This window comes from Pseudomonas sp. W17, from assembly GCF_040268305.1.
GTDB classification, from domain to species: domain Bacteria; phylum Pseudomonadota; class Gammaproteobacteria; order Pseudomonadales; family Pseudomonadaceae; genus Aquipseudomonas; species Aquipseudomonas protegens.
Genome location: NZ_CP158490.1, coordinates 4,145,634 through 4,161,575 on the forward strand (window position 1 = coordinate 4,145,634; position 15,942 = coordinate 4,161,575).

Sequence of the window (15,942 nt, forward strand, 5' to 3'; positions counted from 1 at the left end):
TCACCACTTACACAGAAAAGGAGCGGCTATTGAGCCTGTGCTCATTCCTGGCCAACAGCGACCGATTCGACATCTTTCATGCATAATCCGCCAATGAACGATTTCACCGTCTTGCTCCTACCCGGTTCCTTTGCCTCCAGCGTCGCCCTGACCCTGGACATGCTTTCCAGCGCCGCGCTGCTGGCCCCACGCCTGGGGCTCGGGGCTCCGCGCTGGCGGGTTTGTGCCTTGCAGGGTGGCCAGGTAGCCCTGGGCCAGGGCCTGCTGCTCGAGGTCGAGGCCTTGGATCCCAGGGGCGATGATCGGTCCTGCTGGATAGTGCCGGGGCTGGGCATTGACACCCCCGAGGCCATCGCCCAGCGCCTGCTGCAAGCAGACATTGCCCCGTTGCTGGATGCATTGCGCGATCATCTGGAACTCGGAGGCGAAGTGGCGGCATCCTGTTCCGCCGTTTTCCTGTTGCAGGCCGCCGGGCTCCTGCCCGGGCGCCGGGTTACGACCTCCTGGTGGTTGGCGCCGCTGCTGCAAGAGTGGGCCGTCGACACCAAGGTGGATCCGGACCAGATGGTTGTGGTCGACCCTCCGCTAACCACCGCCGGAGCAGCATTTGGCCAATCGGATTTGATGCTGCATCTGCTGCGCAGCCGTTTCGGCACGAGCTTGGCAGACGCGGTGGGGCAGACGCTGCTGATTGATCGGCGGCAATTGCAGGCACCGTTTCGGGTACCGGCAATGATGGCCCAGGGCAGCACCCTGATCAGCCGGCTTACCGCCCATATCGAAGCCGGCTTGCCAAACCTGCCCAGCGTCGGCGAACTGGCTGCACAGTTCAGCATGTCCGAACGGACCCTGGGGCGCCAGATACGCAAGGTCACCGGCCACAGCAGCTTGCGCCTGATCCAGAATGTGCAACTGAACCGGGCGAGGGCTCTGTTGCAAAGCAGCAAATATTCGGTGGAGCACGTGGCCGAACAGGTGGGATACCAGGACGCCACGGCCCTGCGCCGGCTGATGCGCAAGTTGCTCAACGCCACTCCGAGGCAATTGCGTTGAGCCCACCACGGTCCCCAGGCAAGAGGACTTTTGATACATTGCCGCTCCCTTTCTTTTGAACAGGACACCCGCCCTGACCATGGACATTCAGGAAATCCAGCGCCGCCTGGCCAAGCCGGCGCTGCAATTGATTCCCGGCGGTTTTCGCCCCTCCGGCAGCGACGAGGAAAGCTGGCTGGGCCGGGTCTTTCTGTTTCGCGAGGATGAAGAGCTACCGCGCAACAGCGCCGGGGAAACCCTGCTGCCGTTCGCCCAGCTCTATCTGCCGGCGCTGCCCTTCCACAGCCCGCTGCTGGAAGGCGTGCGGGTGCTCACGGTGTTTGTCGCCAACCCCTTTCCCGAGCCCCTGGAGCCCATGGGCGAGCGCTGGCTGATCCGTGAATACCGTGCCGAGGATGTGCTGGTGCGCAAGGAACTGACTGCCCCCGAGGCCTTTCTCAAGCCCTTCCCGCTCAAGCCCGAGGCAGTGCCCGCAGACTTTCCGCTGTGGGACGGCGGTGGCGTGCCAGAGGACCTGGAGCGGGAAATCCTCGAACTGGAAAACTCCGGGCAGATCGAGTGCTACTACGACCTGGTGAGCCATTGCTACCAGCACAAGCTCGGGGGCTACCCCTCGTTCTGCCAGTCGGGGATCGATGCCGGGGAAGGCTTCGAATTCGTGATGCAGATTTCCTCCGACGCCAAGATCAACCTCAACGTGGTGCACGGCGGCAGCCTGATGTTCTGGAAGCATCCCGGCAGCGGCGAATGGGCGCTGTACTACGACTTTTATTGAGGCGCAGCGGCTAACACCGATTTCATCCACCGGCGGATGAAATGCCCCGGCGCCGGGTGCATCATGGGCGCTGTCCATTTCCCGGGAGACTTGCATGCCCATGCGCTCACTGTTCTTGCCCGCCGCAGCCCTTGCCCTGGGCTTGCTGGCGGCCACCGGCGCCGCCGCCGACGACCAGTCGCAACTGATCGAATCGATCAATGCCTACCGCAGCCAGCCGCAACGCTGCGCCAACCAGGCCTCCTCGGAGCTGCCGCCGCTGACCGGCGACCCACGGCTGATCCTGCCGGTGGACAACGTCGGTGACCTGCAACAGGCTCTCGCCCGAGCGGCCTACCCCATGGTCAACGTGCAGGCCATCAGCCTGTCCGGCCCCCGGAACGCCCAGGCGGCGATGCAGGCGGTGCGCGAGAGCTTCTGCCAGGTGGTGCTGGACCCGCAGTTCGTCGATATCGGTGTCAATCGCCAGGCCAACCAGTGGCGCATCGTGCTCGCGCGACCGCTGCTGTCCGCGCGCCTGGGGGACTGGCAGGCCGAGGGCCAGCAACTGCTCGCGCAGATCAACAGTGCCCGCGGCCAGCCCCGGCAATGCGGTGGCCAGGGTTTTGCCGCCACCGCGCCCCTGGCCTGGAACGCCACCCTGGGCACCACCGCCGAGGAACACAGCCGGGCCATGGCCAACCAGAACTACTTCGACCACAAGGACCACGACGGCCGCACCCCGGGTGACCGCGCGGAACTGGCAGGCTATGCCGGCCAGCAGGTGGGCGAGAATATCGCCGCCGGCCAGGACACGGTGCGCAAGGTGGTGGACGGCTGGCTGGCCAGCCCCGGGCATTGCGCCAACCTGATGAACCCGGCCTACAGCGAGCTGGGCGCGGCCTACGCGGTGGACCCGAAAAGCGATGCCGGCATTTACTGGACCGCGATGTTCGGCGCGCCCTGAGCCAAGTGCCTGGGACGGCGCCGGCTGGCCGGTTCACCCATCGGCGGCATCGCCCAGACCCAGGAAATGCTCGACTTCTGCGCGCGCAAGAACATCCTCCCGGACTGCGAAATGATCGCCATGCAGGACATCAACCAGGCCTTCGAACGCATGGAACGGGCCGATGTGCGCTACCGCTTCGTGATCGACATGGCGTCCCTGGGCAACGGCGCCTGAAACCCGGCCTGGCACCAGCAGTGAACGCTCGCAAGTGAATGAAGGGTCGATGACGGCACCCTTGCCTATTGCTTTGCACCGCCGTGTCGATAACCCGTCACACCGCTCCCTCTGGCGCGCCGCTGCCCGCATCCGGGCCGCGACGCACCAGAGGGGGTGACCGACCTTCATTCGATAGCGAGACGATTCAATGGTTATGTTCCTGATCCTGTCAGGGCTGGCACTTACGGTGGCGATGCAGTTCGCGATTTTCTGCGTGGCCCTGAAGAATTCTTTGGGCAATGCCATCCTCAGCCTGTTCATTCCCTTCTATGTGTACGTCTACGCCAGGAAAGACCCGCAAGCCCGGCCCTTTCTCTGGGGCTGGTACCTGGGCATAGCGCTGCTGGTCGCGGGGGTTCTGGCCTCGGCCTAGGCACCGCGCCACAGGCTGCCCCCGGCCAGGCACAAAGCAAAAGCCCCGAACATTCGGGGCTTTTTTTCATCAGGCCTGCCTGCAACTCATTTGTTGGCCGCCATCTGCCCCGCTTCGCCCTGGCTCACCAGGGCCTTGAGCGATGCGTCGAACTGCTTCAGGGCATCGACCTGCAACTCGGTCTGCTGGTTGATCTGCGCAGCGATCTCCGGCGCCGCCTTGCCCCGTACCCAGACCGACGGCAGTTCCTTGGCCTGGATCCCGGCTGCCTGGCCGATGTACTGCAGGTTGGCGTCATAGAACTTGGCGATGAAGCGCGCCTCGACCTTGCTGTTGCGCTTGGTCACCAACTGGTTGTAGGTATCGAGCATCACCACCACATCGGGGTGGGCCTGGACCACCGCGTCAAGGCTGTCATAGACGGTCACCGAACCGAAATGCTTGTGCAGCGAAGCCATCAGCCAGTCGATTGCCCGTTTCGGGTCCGAGCTGTTGACGAAGGCTTGGCTGATGCGCGGATCGAGGCCGGCATTCTTCGCCCCGTTGAGCGCCACCGCATGGTAGTGCTCCAGGTATTGCAGGGTGCTGATGGTGTTTTCGCTGTACAGCACGCCTACCGACTGCGCGTGTTGCAGGTCGGTGCTGCTGTCGGCCATGGGCAGGAAGTGGCAGGAGGCGTCGTCAGTGGCGAGGGTGGCCGCAGAAGCCCCGGTTCCCGCGATCAAAAGCACCACAAGGGTCACTAGAGTCGAGATTCTCATCGGGTGTTTCCTTCTGCAGCAAGCACGGTGTAAGCGCTATCTTCCTCCTTTGCCGGAAAAACGGAACCTGCACTTTTTGATGATAACTATCGATTGCAGCAATGGTTGACAATGGGCACCGATGCGCCTCGAAGGCGGTGGCCTGCGCCGTTCGCGCCCTTCGATAAAGCCGTCAATTTCTGGCATACAGCTCGCCCTGGCCCCGATAGAATCAAGCCCCCTTTTTCTGCAAGACGAGTCCGGACCATGGATGCTCACTCGATACTGACCTACACCCTGGTGGCAGCCATCGCCATCGCCAGCCCCGGCCCCGCTACCCTGGTGGCGCTGCACAACAGCGTGGCCTACGGCGCCAAGTCCACTATCTGGTCATCGTTGGGCAATGTCAGCGGGCTGTTCTGCATGTCTGCCGCGGCCATGCTCGGCCTCGGGGCACTGATCGCCAGTTCCGAATGGATTTTCAACGCGGTGAAGATCGTCGGTGCCGGCTACCTGTTCTACCTGGGTGCCAAGCAGCTGTTCAGCAAGAGCCAACTGCTGAGCGAAGCCAGCGCAGACAGCACCAAGGTCGGCAAGCCGCCGCGCCTGAAGCTGTTCAAGTCGGCCTTCCTGACCGCCGCCACCAACCCCAAGGCGACCATCTTCTTCACCGCCCTGTTCCCCCAGTTCATCGACCAGCACGCCGCGCTGCTGCCGCAGTTCTTCATCCTGACCCTGATCTTCATGGCGCTGTCCCTGACCTCCCTCAGCGTCTACGCGGTGCTGGCCTCCCGGGCCAAGGGCGTGCTGACCCGGCCGGCCCTGTCCAAGTGGGTCAACCGGGTGGTGGGTTCCACCTTTATCTTCTTTGGCACCACCATCCTGGCCATGCGCCGGCAAACGGCCTGAGCCCTCAGGCGCGATGCAAATAGACCTGCTCAAGGAATCGCTGCTGGGCCACTGGGAAACCACTGCCGGCGTGCTGCAATGCGAATTGCAGTTCGGCAGCCGCCTGGTCTACGTCCAGCACCCCAGCAACGAACCGCCCCAGCGCCGGCTCGCGACCGCGCAGCAAGGGGTACAGGCCGCCTGGGACGACATCCCCCAGGCCCTGGCCTTTGCCGAGCGCCTGTGCGTGCCCGGCATGCGCAAGGTCTGGCAGCTGTACGCACAAGGCCTGCTGTCGTGCCCGCCACTGGAGGTCTACTCGATTCATTTCGAGATCAACAGCCCTTACCCGTCCTACACCATTTCCCAGAACCCGGATTTCGACTGGGAGACCAGCCTGACGGTGGAGGACGAGCAGGGACAGGTGCACCGCCTGTCTCTGGCCGAGTACGAACCTGGGGAAGACTTCTGGCTGAGCGTGCGGCGCCTGGGCGCCGGCCAATTCCAGAGCGATACCTGATCAGCCCTTCTTTTTCTGCAAGGCCTTGAGCCGGATGCCGGCCCGCTGCACGGCGGCCATTTTTTCCGGGCGCTTCATGCGCTTCCATTTGCGGATGTCGTCCTTGCTGCGCCCGCAACTCAGGCACAGGTCGCCACTGAGCTGGCAAAGGGCGATGCAGGGGTTGTCGATTTCCTTGGCCATGGCTCAACCCCGGCCCGGGCGCAGGCGCTTCAGGCGTTGCGCCCAATCGCCACCATTGATCCGCCGGCATTGCTCTTCGCTGTCGAAGAACACACGGGTTTCCAGGGCGTCGAGGTGAACATCGGCCTCTTCCAGGGCCCGGGCCGTCAGTTCGAGCATCCGCGCGCCCTGCCCGGCCGCCAGGGCCTGCTCCTTGTGGGCCTGGGTGTCGAAGACCCAGACCACCACCAGGCTCGCCGCAAAGGCGGCGTAGTCCACTTCGTGGGTCAGCCAGGAAAAACCGACGATTTCGGCCTTGGCGGCTTCGCAGGCTTCGGTCAGGGTGGCGGCCAGCAGGCGCTCCGTGGCCGCCTGCTGGCGTTTGTTGAATGGCATGACAAGCCTTGAGTCGCAGCTAAAAGGCCGCACACCATACCTCAAGCCACTCGCCCGCGGCGGCGCTTTGCGGCTAGGCTAGTGCGCTCCTGCCCGCTTCAAGGAAGAACGCACATGCAAAAGACCTCCTTCGCGCTGCTCGTGGCAGCGCTCCAGCTCGCCAGTGCCAGTGCCCTGGCGGCCACGCCGCCGGTGGCCGACGCCATCTGGTTCAACGGCCCGATCATCACCATCGATGACCAGCACCCCAAGGCCCAGGCAGTGGCGGTGAAGGACGGCAAGATCCTCACCGTGGGTGACCGACAACACGTACTCAAGAACAAGGGCCCGGCCACGCAGATGCTCGACCTCAAGGGCGCGACCCTGCTACCGGGCTTCGTCGACCCCCACGGCCATGTGTCGATGGTGGGTTTCCAGGCTGCCAGCGCCAACCTGCTGCCGCCACCGGATGGAACCAACAACAGCATCCCCGGGCTCCAGGAAACCCTGCGCAGCTTTGAGCAGCAGTCGCCGATCCCCAAGCAGTTCGGCGTGCTGTTCGGCTTTGGCTATGACGATTCCCAGCTGCAGGAACAGCGCCACCCCACCAAGGCCGACCTGGACGCCGTGACCCGCGACCTGCCCATCGCCATCGTCCACCAGTCCTCGCACCTGGGGGTGCTCAACAGCAAGGCGCTGGAACTGGCGGGGATCGACGCGTCGACCCCCAACCCGGAAGGCGGGGTGATCCGCCGCGTCGACGGCAGCCAGGAACCCAACGGAGTGCTGGAGGAAAACGCCTTCTTCAACGCCCTGATCAAGATCTTCCCCAAGCTCACCGCCGACCAGGCGGTGGACATGCTCAGCGCCGGGCAGAAGCTGTATGTCAGCTATGGCTACACCACGATCCAGGACGGCCGCTCTTCCCCGGACCAGGTCAAGACCGCGATCAAGGCCGCGGGCGATGGCAAGTTGCTGGCGGACATCGTCTCCTACCCGGATATCCTCACCCCCGGCGTCAAGCAACTGATGGTCGCCCCCTGGTATCACCCGAGCAACCAGCCGGTGGTGTACAACCAGCACTTTCGCATCGGTGGGGTCAAGCTGACCCTGGACGGCTCGCCCCAGGGCAAGACGGCCTGGCTGAGCCAGCCCTACTTCAAGCCGCCCCAGGGCCAGGACGCCAGCTATGCCGGCTACGGCGTGGTCAAGGACGCCGACGCCCTGGCCATCTATAAAGAGGCCCTGGCCAACCGCTGGCAGATCCTTTCCCACACCAACGGCGACCGCGCCATCGACCAGTTGCTCGGTTCCATGCATGCCGCGGAACAGGCCTACCCCGGGGTCGATGTGCGGCCGGTAATGATCCACGGCCAGACCCTGCGCAAGGACCAGGTGGCCGAACTCAAGCAACTGAAGATCTTCCCTTCCCTGTTCCCCATGCACACCTACTACTGGGGCGACTGGCATCGCCAGTCGGTGCTGGGGCCCGAACGCGCGGAAAACATCTCGCCGACCCAGTGGGTGCTCCAGGCCGGGATGAAATTCACCACCCACCACGATGCACCGGTGGCCCTGCCGGACTCCATGCGAGTGCTGGCAGCCACGGTCAACCGCACCACCCGCAGCGCCTACGTACTCGGCCCGGACCAGCGGGTGACGCCCTTGCAGGCGCTGAAGGCCATGACCCTGTGGTCGGCCTACCAGCATTTCGAAGAAGACCGCAAAGGCTCCATCACCCCGGGCAAGCTGGCGGATTTCGCGGTGCTCTCGGCCAACCCGCTGACCGTCAAACCCGAGACCCTGAGCGAGATCCAAGTGCTCAAGACCGTCAAGGAAGGCCGGGTGATCTATGAGCGTCCGGCAAAGGTGGCAAGCTTGCCGCCGCCGTTCGGGATGCATGGCGATCCGTCATTGCCGGTACCCCAGGGCATCAGGGCCGTGGCCCAGGGCGACGGCGACCTGGGCCCGGCCCTGGATGTGATCTACGACCGGCTGGCGCCTGTGCAGCCTTGAAACCCGCTATGGAAAACGCCGCGACGCCCATCCAGGCACCGCGGCGTTTTTTCTGCTCGCGCTAAGGCGACGGTGGCGAGAGAGCCTGCGTCCACTAGAGCGCCATGAGGGCCTCGGGGCGGCTACGCCACCCAGCGGGAGCAAGCTCCCTGGCCAGGGTTTGCCTTCACCCACACAGCCACATCAGATCTTGCTGCCCAGCGCAGTCGACAGCACCTGATCATGCCCATAGATATCCGGGGCATACAGCAGTTGCCCGTGGCTGTCGGCCTGCACCGTCCAGTAGCTGAGCAGGATCGGCACCGGCTTGGCCAGGCGGAACTCGTGGGTCAGGCCGGTGGCCAACAGCTCGTTGGTGCGCAACCGCTCCGCCGGGCTGAGCAGCCAGTCGCGCAGTTGCAGGGCCTGCTCGACTCGCACGCAGCCGGAGCTGAAGGCCCGCGGCCCCTTGCTGAACAGCGCCTGGCTCGGGGTGTCGTGCAGGTACACCGAGAACGGGTTGGGGAAGCGGATGGCGATACGCCCCAAGGGGTTGCGCGGGCCGGCGCCCTGGCGCAGGAGGATGTTGCCGGGGCGGTCCCAGTCGATGTCCTCGGCCGCCAGGGGCTGGCCATTGGCATCCAGCACCTGCAGGTTCTGGCGGTTGAGGAAACCCTGGTCGCGGCGGATTTCCGGCAGCTTGTCTTCCTTGAGGATGGTCGGCGGCACGGTCCAGGTGGGGTTCAGGGTCAGCCGGGTGACCTGGGATTTGAGCAAGGGCGTCTGGCGCTCCGCGCGGCCGACCTGGGTGCGGGTCTGCCAGACCACCGCGTCATGCTGATAGAAGGTCAGCTGGGCGGCGGCGACGTTCACCAGCACCAGGTTCGGCTCGTAATCCTGGGCCAGCCAGCGCAGGCGTTCGAGGTTGATACGCAGCTGTTCGCGGCGCTCGGCCGGGCTGATGTTCATCTCTTTCAGGGTGCCCGCGCCGACCACACCGTCGGCCTGCAGCGAATGGCCAAGCTGGAAGTTTTTCACCGCGCTGACCAGCTCGCCGCTGTAGGCGTTGTCCGGGTTGACCACCGGGCTTTGCAGGTAGCCGCCGTGGTACAGGCGCAGGGCCAGGTCCGGCACCCGCTTGTCCTGCATGTCCGGGCGCAGCAACGGGCCGCCGGCCACGGCCTGCCACTGGGGCAAGGGTTGCTGGCGCTCATGGGCATAGGCCTGGCGCAGGTTGCGGTATTGCGCGAGGCTGGGGCGCGCCTGCTCGAAGGCCGTGGCGATGTGGGCGATGCCCGGCACGGCAATCGCCAGCAGCGCGCTCTGGCGATCGTCCGGCAGCGGCTGGGCCCGCCACATAGGCTCGAAACGGCTTTGCGCCAGGCGCCCGTAATGCAGGTCCTGCAGGGCTTGCAGGTACTGATGGGTGATATCGATATCGCTGCACAGGCCATCTCCTGCCGGGCTCGCCTGCGGCAGGCGGTAGTGGCCCGGGTCCAGCCCGTCGTCCACCAGTTGCGCCAACTGCGCCTGCAAGCTGGCCAGGCGGCCCGCCACGGACCATACCTGCTGTTCGCCCTGTTGCTGGTAGAAGCCCTGCAACAGCTGCTGGGCCGGGGTATTGAGCCGCGGCGCCAGGGCCGGGCAGGCCACGGCCAGTTGCGTCAGCGCCGTTTGCATCGGGCTCGCCGACAGCTGTGGCAGTTCATCGGCCAGCGCGACCAATGGCGCAGCGAGCAGGCACAGGGTCAAGTAACATGCGGGTTTTTTGAACAACTGCTTTACTCCAATCCGTGGGCGCCCAGCGGGCGGCCAACCATTACGGCAGATGCGGAAAACAATCGGGCCTGGGCATTAAACATATAGACCAGACTGCCGGGGGAACGACAGGAAGTCAGGAGCCAAAGTGACCATGGGGATGCTCTATACATGTTGAATTTCTTGTGCCGGTTCTGCCTGGTGGCCATTGCCCTGGGCGCCTTTTCCATTTCGTCCTTCGCCGCCAGCAAAGTCCAGCCCGTCGCCAGCTCCACGCTGTACGCCAGCCTCGCCCACGCCGCCCCGCAACTCAATCCCCAGGCCCTGAAAAGTGCCCTGAGCGCCATGCAGTGCGCGGTAGGCAGCGGCGCCCGACAAGCCCGCCACCTAGCGGTGATCGACTACTCGAAGCCCTCCACCGAACGGCGCCTGTGGATCTTCGACCTGCGGACCAAAAAACTGGTGCTGCGCGACCTGGTGGCCCACGGGCAGAAATCCGGGGAAAACTTCGCGACCCAGTTCTCCAATCGCCTGGGCAGCTACCAATCCAGCCTGGGCCTGTTCCGCACCCAGGAAAGCTACGAAGGCAGCCATGGCTACTCGCTGCGCATGGACGGCCTGGAACCGGGCTTCAACGACCGGGCCCGGGACCGCGACATCGTGATCCATGCCGCCGACTACGTGAACCCCTTGTGGAGCCAGCGCCAGGGCCGCATCGGCCGTAGCCAGGGCTGCCCCGCGGTGCGCCCGCAAGTGGCGCGCCAGGTGATAGACAAGCTCAAGGATGGCCAGTTCATGTTCTCCTGGTACCCGGACCAGCGCTGGTTGAAAACCTCGCCCTACCTCAACTGCCAGCCACGCCAGGTGGCGAGCATCCTCAGCGCCAACGGCGGCTGAGCAAGCCGGCCGGACGCTCCGGCGCCTGCCCTCTTCGCAGTTGCGCCGCACGCCAGCGGCGAGATACCGTTACCGACCTGGAACGCCACCTCGCCCGAGCTTCACGCCATGCCTTCGCCACATGCCCTGCTTCTGCAACAGCCCGGACCACGCCCGGCGTTCTACCGGGTGGCCGAATACCTGTGGGGCGCTGGCTGCAATGTGGATTCCGATGGTGACAGCCGGACCGCCGACGATGACCAGTGGACCGAGCTGACCCTGATACTGCGCAATTGCCGCCAGCAACGGCTGGACATCGAGCCACTGTCCCTGGCGCCCCTGGTCCTGCTGATCCGCGCTTCCCAGGCGGACCTGGGGCAAAAGGCCGCACAGTTTATCCAGTCGGTGGCAGGCGGCACACTCCAGGCCCCCATCAAGGACCGATAAGGATCACGCCCTGCCCCCGCAGGCGCTGTCCTTCACGACAGGCAGTACTCCCATGACTCCACCCGAAATCGACTTTTTCCCCGACTTTATCGCCGACCCGCATCGGCTGTTCAACCACCTCAAGGACTCCGTGCTGTGGGACGAGCGCATGCGTGCGCGCAAGACCGCCAGTTTCGGCGCACCCTACGACTACTCCCAGATCACCTACCCCGCCGTGCCGATGCCCGAAGCGCTGGAGCAGCTGTGCGGGCCCATCGAGCAACTGCTGGGCTTTCGCCCCAACAACTGCCTGCTCAACTGCTACCCCGACGGCCAATCCTCCATGGGCTTTCATTCCGACGCCAATGAACAGTTGGTGACAGGCACCGGGGTGGTGATCGTCTCCCTGGGCCACGCCCGGGCCATGGTCTTTCGCCACAAGGAAAGCGGCGCCACCTTCGACTACAGCCTGGCCAGCGGCTCGCTACTGCACATGTCGGACGAACTGCAGAAACACTGGCTGCACGCGATCCCCAAGGCGCCGAACGCCGGCGAGCGCATCAGCCTGTCGTTTCGCCAGCTCAAGACCGGGTAGTGCTGGACTCGGTCAGGATCGGCCCTTGACTCAAGGGCCGGGCCATCGACAATGCCCGGCTGTATTCAGCGTTTGCCCCGAGGCCCCATGCAGTTGCTTCCCTGGTCCTACCCCTGTCCCGAAGGCTTCACCCTGCGCGGCCTGCGCTCCGCGCCTTCGGGCAAGCCGCTGCTGCACTTCCTGCACGGCAACGGTTTCTGCTCCATGGCCTATCAGCCGATGCTGGCGCTGCTGGCCGAGTCCTTCGACCTGTGGCTCAGTGACGTCCAGGGCCACGGCGATACCGACCACGGCGGCCCGTTCCTGGGCTGGAACCGCACCGCCGAACTGGCAGCCGAGGCCTTCGAAGCCGGGCTCGATGCCTATGGCGAGGTACCGCGCTATGCGCTGGGCCACAGTTTTGGCGGGGTGCTCACCTGCCTGATCGTCGCCGAACGCCCGCAACTGTTTCGCAAGGCGGTGATGCTGGACCCGGTGATCTTCACCCCCTCCATGATCGGTTCCCTGGGCGTGCTGTCGGCCCTGGGCCTGAACCGCCGCCACAGCCTCGCGCGCAAGGCCGCCGCCCGCCGCCGGCGCTGGCCGGACCGCACCGCCGCCAAGGCCGCGCTGGCCAACCGGGGCATCTTCAAGGGCTGGAGCGACGCGGCCCTGGCCGCCTATGTCGAACACGGCCTGAAGGACGACGAACAAGGCGTGTCCCTCAAATGCGCCCCCGAGCGCGAAGTGGATATCTACAGCTCCTTTCCCCGCCGCCTGTGGCGCTCGCTGCGCCAGGTGAAGACCCCCAGCCTGGTGATCCACGGCCGCGACAGCTACCCCTACGTGGCTCGCTCGATCAAGCGCTGGGCGGCCATCAACCGGAACCTGAGCACCCAGGTGATCGACGGCCAGCACTGCTTCATGCAGGTCGACCCGGCCACCAGCGCCCGCTCCATCCAGGGCTTTCTCCAGACCGAAGGCCGGTGAAAGCCGCGGGCCAGGCGCCCGCGATAGATGTCACCGTGCTATCATTGGCGGGTTTTCCAGGCAGGCCGTGCAACCTGTCGATCCTGGAAAGCACTGGACAAAGGCGCCGATCAGATGCGCCTGCCGCCTGCCTTGTGTGCAAAAAGCCGACGGTGCCGTGGGGCCTCGCCCCACCGCGCACCGCACCGATGCAAACCGCGACTCGCCTCGCCGGTTGTACTTTTTGCCGCCACAAGGAACACAGTCATGCTCTTGAGAACGATGAACATTTCCCGCCGCGCAGGGTTCAGCTTCGCCCTGATCGCCCTGCTGGCCCTGGCCCTGGGAGGTTTCTCCCTGCTGGAAATGCAACGCATGAACCAGCAATCCCTTGAGGTCGACCAGAACTGGCAGCCATCCATCGTTGCCGCCAATGCCCTGGCCCTGACCAGCACCCAGATCCGAACCCTGACCCTGCGCATGCTGGTGGTGCGCGACAGCGGTGACGTGCAGGCCTTGCTGTCGCGCCTCAGCGAGCTGGAGCAGCAGCAGGATCGGCAACAGCAGGCCTATGAAAAACTGATCAACGTCGAGGACGAACGCGCCGCCTACGAGCGTTTTGTCGAAGCCGAGGCGCTGTACCTCAAGGACCAGCACCGGATCACCGACCTGATGCGCCAGGGCCACAAGGAAGCGGCGATCGACATCGTCGACGGCGGCCCGTTCCTGGCCAATGCCGACGCCATGCTCAAGGAATTGCTGACCATCATCGACGTCAACACCCGGGGCGGTATCGCCGCGGCGGCGCAAAGCAACCAGGTGTTCAAAGGTGCGGTGGGCATGGTCCTGCTGATCATGCTGGTCGTGGTGGCCCTGACCGTGGTCCTGGCCCTGTTCCTGACCCGCAGCATCGTGCGCCCCCTGGGCCAGGCCGTGGAGGTAGCGGAAACCATCGCCCGCGGTGATCTCGGCCAGAGCATCGCAGTCAGCGGCAAGGACGAACCGGCGCGCCTGCTGCACGCCCTGCAGACCATGCAGGCCAGCCTGCGCGGCACCCTGCAGCGGATCGCCGATTCGTCCAACCAGCTGGCCTCCGCCGCCGAGGAACTGCACGCGGTCACCGAGCATTCCAGCCAGACCCTGCACCAGCAAAGCAATGAAGTGGAACAGGCGGCCACCGCAGTCAATGAAATGACCGTCGCCGTGGAGGAAGTGGCGCGCAATGCAGTGAGCACCTCCGAAGCCTCCCAGGAAACCGACCGCACGGCCCATCACGGCCGCGAGCAGGTACAGCACACCGTCGACTCCATCGGCCAACTGGCCGAAGACGTGACCCAGACCTGCCAGCGGGTGGAAAACCTGGCGGTGGACGTGCGCAATATCGGCCAGGTGCTGGAAGTGATCCGCTCGATTGCCGAACAGACCAACCTGCTGGCGCTCAATGCCGCCATCGAGGCCGCGCGGGCCGGGGACGCCGGACGCGGCTTCGCCGTGGTCGCCGACGAAGTGCGGGCCCTGGCCCATCGCACCCAGCAGTCGACCCAGGAAATCGAAAGCATGATCAACACCATCGAGGAAGGTACCGAAGGTGCGGTCAGTGCCATGCGCAACAGCAACGAGCGCGCCCACCTGACCCTGGAAGCCGCCCGCGCTTCGGGGCTGGCCCTGGACCAGATCACCCAGGCCATCACCACTATCAACGAGCGCAACCTGGTGATCGCCAGCGCCAGCGAGGAACAGGCCCAGGTCGCCCGCGAGGTGGACCGCAACCTGATCAATATCCGCGACCTGTCGACCCAGACCTCGGCCGGGGCCAACCAGAGCAATGCCGCCAGCCAGGAGCTGTCACGCCTGGCGGTGGACCTCAATGCCCTGGTGACCCAGTTCAAGCTTTGACACTTGCCGCTTCAGAAGGCGTAACGGCCGATCACCTGCCGGACCCTGGCTAGCGCCACGCCCAGATCGGCCATGGCCACCGAGCCCAACGCCAGGCGAATGGCGTGGGGCACCGGGCCGGCGCCGACAAAGGGCTCGGCGGTGGACACCGAGACCTTCTCCCGCAGCAGCGCCATGGCTACCTGATCGGCCCGGACTTCCTCGGGCAAGGGCAGCCAGAGGAAGTAGGAATTCGGATGGCTGACATAGGCCAGCCCGGCCAGGGCTTCCCGGGCCAGGGCCTGGCGGGCCTGGGCATCCTCGCGCTTCTGGTGCTCCAGGCGCGCCACCGTGCCGTCCTCGATCCAGGCACAGGCCATGGCGGTCATCACCCCCGGGGTGTTCCAGGTGCTGGTGCGGATCGCACGCTCGATCAGCGCCACCCAGGCCGGCGGCGCCACCACATAACCGACCCGCAGGCCGGTGGCCACATTTTTCGAGAACCCCGAGATGTAGACCGTAATCTCTGGTGCCAGGGCAGCCAGCGGCGCGGGAGGATCCTGGGCCAAAAAGGCGTAGGCGGCGTCTTCGATGATCAGTTGCCCGTGGGCCCGGGCAATCGCCACCAGGCGCTGGCGCCAGGCCAGGTCCAGCACCCAGCCCATGGGATTGTGCAGGGTCGGCATGGCGTATACCGCGCGCACCCGCCGCCGTTGGCACAGGCGCTCGAAGGCCTCCAGGTCCGGCCCCTGCTCGCTCAGGGGAATGGCCAGCAGTTCCAGCCCGTGGGCCTCGGCCACCACCTTGAACCCGGGGTAGGTCAAGGCATCCACCGCCACCACATCACCGGGCCTGAGTAACGCCATCAGGGTGGTCGACAGACCGTGCTGGGCGCCGCTGACCAGCAGCACCTGCTCGCCCTCCACCACCAGCCCATGGCCTGCCAGGTAGCGCGCTACCGTGGCCCGCTCATGACTGCGCCCGGCGTGGGGCTGGTAGCGCAGCAAGGCTTCCAGGTCGCCGGTCGCCGCCAACTGGCGCAAGGCGCTACGCAGCAGTTCGGCCTGGCCGGGCAACGCCGGGTAGTTGAAGTTCAGGTCCAGGGTGCCCGGTGCCGTAGCGGGCTGGTCCACGCCCTGCCCTGGCGGCAAGGCAGTTTCCCGGACATAGGTCCCACGCCCGGTTTCACCGCTGATCAGGCCCATGGCTTCCAGCTCGGCATACACCCGCGATGCAGTGACCAGGGCCAGCCCTTCCCGCGCCGCCAGCTCACGATGGGTGGGCAGGCGGGTGCCGGGGGCAAGGATGCCGGTACGGATATCGGCGGCAAAGGTGTCCACCAGTTGTTTGTAGCGGGCACGGGCCATAGGCGCTGTATC

Annotated in this window: 17 protein-coding genes and 1 pseudogene; 13 read left to right on the forward strand and 5 right to left on the reverse strand. The window is 65.4% G+C overall.

Features of this window, described 5'->3' with window-relative positions:
* Positions 1 to 93: 93 nt before the first annotated feature.
* From ABCR88_RS19075 to ABCR88_RS19095, 5 genes and pseudogenes are all read left to right on the forward strand, one after another.
* The gene (locus tag ABCR88_RS19075) at positions 94 to 1,053 is read left to right on the forward strand and encodes a helix-turn-helix domain-containing protein (protein WP_350403092.1); all 960 of its coding nucleotides are present in this window, start codon (positions 94 to 96) and stop codon (positions 1,051 to 1,053) included.
* 79 nt (positions 1,054 to 1,132) lie between these two features.
* Complete coding sequence (locus tag ABCR88_RS19080) at positions 1,133 to 1,828, forward strand: hypothetical protein (protein ID WP_350403094.1); 696 nt, start codon at positions 1,133 to 1,135, stop codon at positions 1,826 to 1,828.
* A 100-nt stretch (positions 1,829 to 1,928) separates the two neighbouring features.
* Positions 1,929 to 2,774, forward strand: coding sequence for a CAP domain-containing protein (locus tag ABCR88_RS19085; protein WP_236186941.1), 846 nt, complete (start codon positions 1,929 to 1,931; stop codon positions 2,772 to 2,774).
* A 9-nt stretch (positions 2,775 to 2,783) separates the two neighbouring features.
* Positions 2,784 to 2,990, forward strand: a pseudogene (locus ABCR88_RS19090) (NAD(P)-dependent alcohol dehydrogenase); the annotation flags it as partial.
* Positions 2,991 to 3,186: 196 nt separating this feature from the next.
* Positions 3,187 to 3,405 (forward strand): hypothetical protein, encoded by a 219-nt coding sequence (locus tag ABCR88_RS19095; protein ID WP_019094443.1) that lies wholly within the window; start codon positions 3,187 to 3,189, stop codon positions 3,403 to 3,405.
* A gap of 86 nt (positions 3,406 to 3,491) precedes the next feature.
* On the opposite strand, the gene ABCR88_RS19100 is transcribed toward ABCR88_RS19095, so the two are convergent.
* Positions 3,492 to 4,166 (reverse strand): ATPase, encoded by a 675-nt coding sequence (locus tag ABCR88_RS19100; protein ID WP_350403096.1) that lies wholly within the window; start codon positions 4,164 to 4,166, stop codon positions 3,492 to 3,494.
* Positions 4,167 to 4,412: 246 nt separating this feature from the next.
* Between ABCR88_RS19100 and ABCR88_RS19105 the strand changes: the two genes are divergently transcribed.
* Together ABCR88_RS19105 and ABCR88_RS19110 are read left to right on the forward strand one after the other, a co-directional pair.
* Positions 4,413 to 5,054, forward strand: a complete 642-nt coding sequence (locus ABCR88_RS19105) for a LysE family translocator (RefSeq protein ID WP_041752171.1) — start codon at positions 4,413 to 4,415, stop codon at positions 5,052 to 5,054.
* A gap of 13 nt (positions 5,055 to 5,067) precedes the next feature.
* Positions 5,068 to 5,553, forward strand: a complete 486-nt coding sequence (locus tag ABCR88_RS19110) for a hypothetical protein (protein ID WP_011060714.1) — start codon at positions 5,068 to 5,070, stop codon at positions 5,551 to 5,553.
* Here ABCR88_RS19110 and ABCR88_RS19115 read toward each other — a convergent pair whose 3' ends face one another.
* Together ABCR88_RS19115 and ABCR88_RS19120 are read right to left on the reverse strand one after the other, a co-directional pair.
* Positions 5,554 to 5,736 carry a DUF1289 domain-containing protein gene (locus tag ABCR88_RS19115; protein WP_011060713.1) on the reverse strand — a complete coding sequence of 61 codons (183 nt, stop codon included), beginning with the start codon at positions 5,734 to 5,736 and terminating at the stop codon, positions 5,554 to 5,556.
* Positions 5,737 to 5,739: 3 nt separating this feature from the next.
* Complete coding sequence (locus ABCR88_RS19120) at positions 5,740 to 6,111, reverse strand: hypothetical protein (RefSeq protein ID WP_015635176.1); 372 nt, start codon at positions 6,109 to 6,111, stop codon at positions 5,740 to 5,742.
* Between the two features lie 114 nt (positions 6,112 to 6,225).
* On the opposite strand from ABCR88_RS19120, the gene ABCR88_RS19125 reads away from it, so the two are divergent.
* Positions 6,226 to 8,106, forward strand: coding sequence for an amidohydrolase family protein (locus tag ABCR88_RS19125; protein WP_350403099.1), 1,881 nt, complete (start codon positions 6,226 to 6,228; stop codon positions 8,104 to 8,106).
* Positions 8,107 to 8,289: 183 nt separating this feature from the next.
* Here ABCR88_RS19125 and ABCR88_RS19130 read toward each other — a convergent pair whose 3' ends face one another.
* Positions 8,290 to 9,861: a L,D-transpeptidase family protein gene (locus tag ABCR88_RS19130; protein ID WP_019094448.1), complete on the reverse strand. Its 1,572-nt coding sequence runs from the start codon at positions 9,859 to 9,861 to the stop codon at positions 8,290 to 8,292.
* Positions 9,862 to 10,014: 153 nt separating this feature from the next.
* On the opposite strand from ABCR88_RS19130, the gene ABCR88_RS19135 reads away from it, so the two are divergent.
* The 5 genes from ABCR88_RS19135 to ABCR88_RS19155 all read left to right on the forward strand — a co-directional run bounded on the left by ABCR88_RS19135 (position 10,015) and on the right by ABCR88_RS19155 (position 14,584).
* A complete protein-coding gene (locus ABCR88_RS19135; protein ID WP_350403102.1) occupies positions 10,015 to 10,740 on the forward strand; it encodes a murein L,D-transpeptidase catalytic domain family protein in 726 nt (241 codons plus the stop codon).
* A 108-nt stretch (positions 10,741 to 10,848) separates the two neighbouring features.
* Positions 10,849 to 11,166 (forward strand): hypothetical protein, encoded by a 318-nt coding sequence (locus tag ABCR88_RS19140; RefSeq protein ID WP_041117453.1) that lies wholly within the window; start codon positions 10,849 to 10,851, stop codon positions 11,164 to 11,166.
* A 52-nt stretch (positions 11,167 to 11,218) separates the two neighbouring features.
* Entirely contained in the window at positions 11,219 to 11,740 is a 522-nt protein-coding gene (locus ABCR88_RS19145) for an alpha-ketoglutarate-dependent dioxygenase AlkB (RefSeq protein WP_041117452.1), read from the forward strand.
* Positions 11,741 to 11,827: 87 nt separating this feature from the next.
* Positions 11,828 to 12,709 (forward strand): alpha/beta hydrolase, encoded by an 882-nt coding sequence (locus ABCR88_RS19150; RefSeq protein ID WP_041117450.1) that lies wholly within the window; start codon positions 11,828 to 11,830, stop codon positions 12,707 to 12,709.
* Between the two features lie 246 nt (positions 12,710 to 12,955).
* Positions 12,956 to 14,584, forward strand: coding sequence for a methyl-accepting chemotaxis protein (locus ABCR88_RS19155; protein WP_041117448.1), 1,629 nt, complete (start codon positions 12,956 to 12,958; stop codon positions 14,582 to 14,584).
* An 11-nt stretch (positions 14,585 to 14,595) separates the two neighbouring features.
* Here the strand turns inward: ABCR88_RS19155 and ABCR88_RS19160 are convergent, their stop codons facing one another.
* A complete protein-coding gene (locus ABCR88_RS19160; RefSeq protein WP_041117446.1) occupies positions 14,596 to 15,930 on the reverse strand; it encodes a PLP-dependent aminotransferase family protein in 1,335 nt (444 codons plus the stop codon).
* Positions 15,931 to 15,942 lie beyond the last annotated feature (12 nt).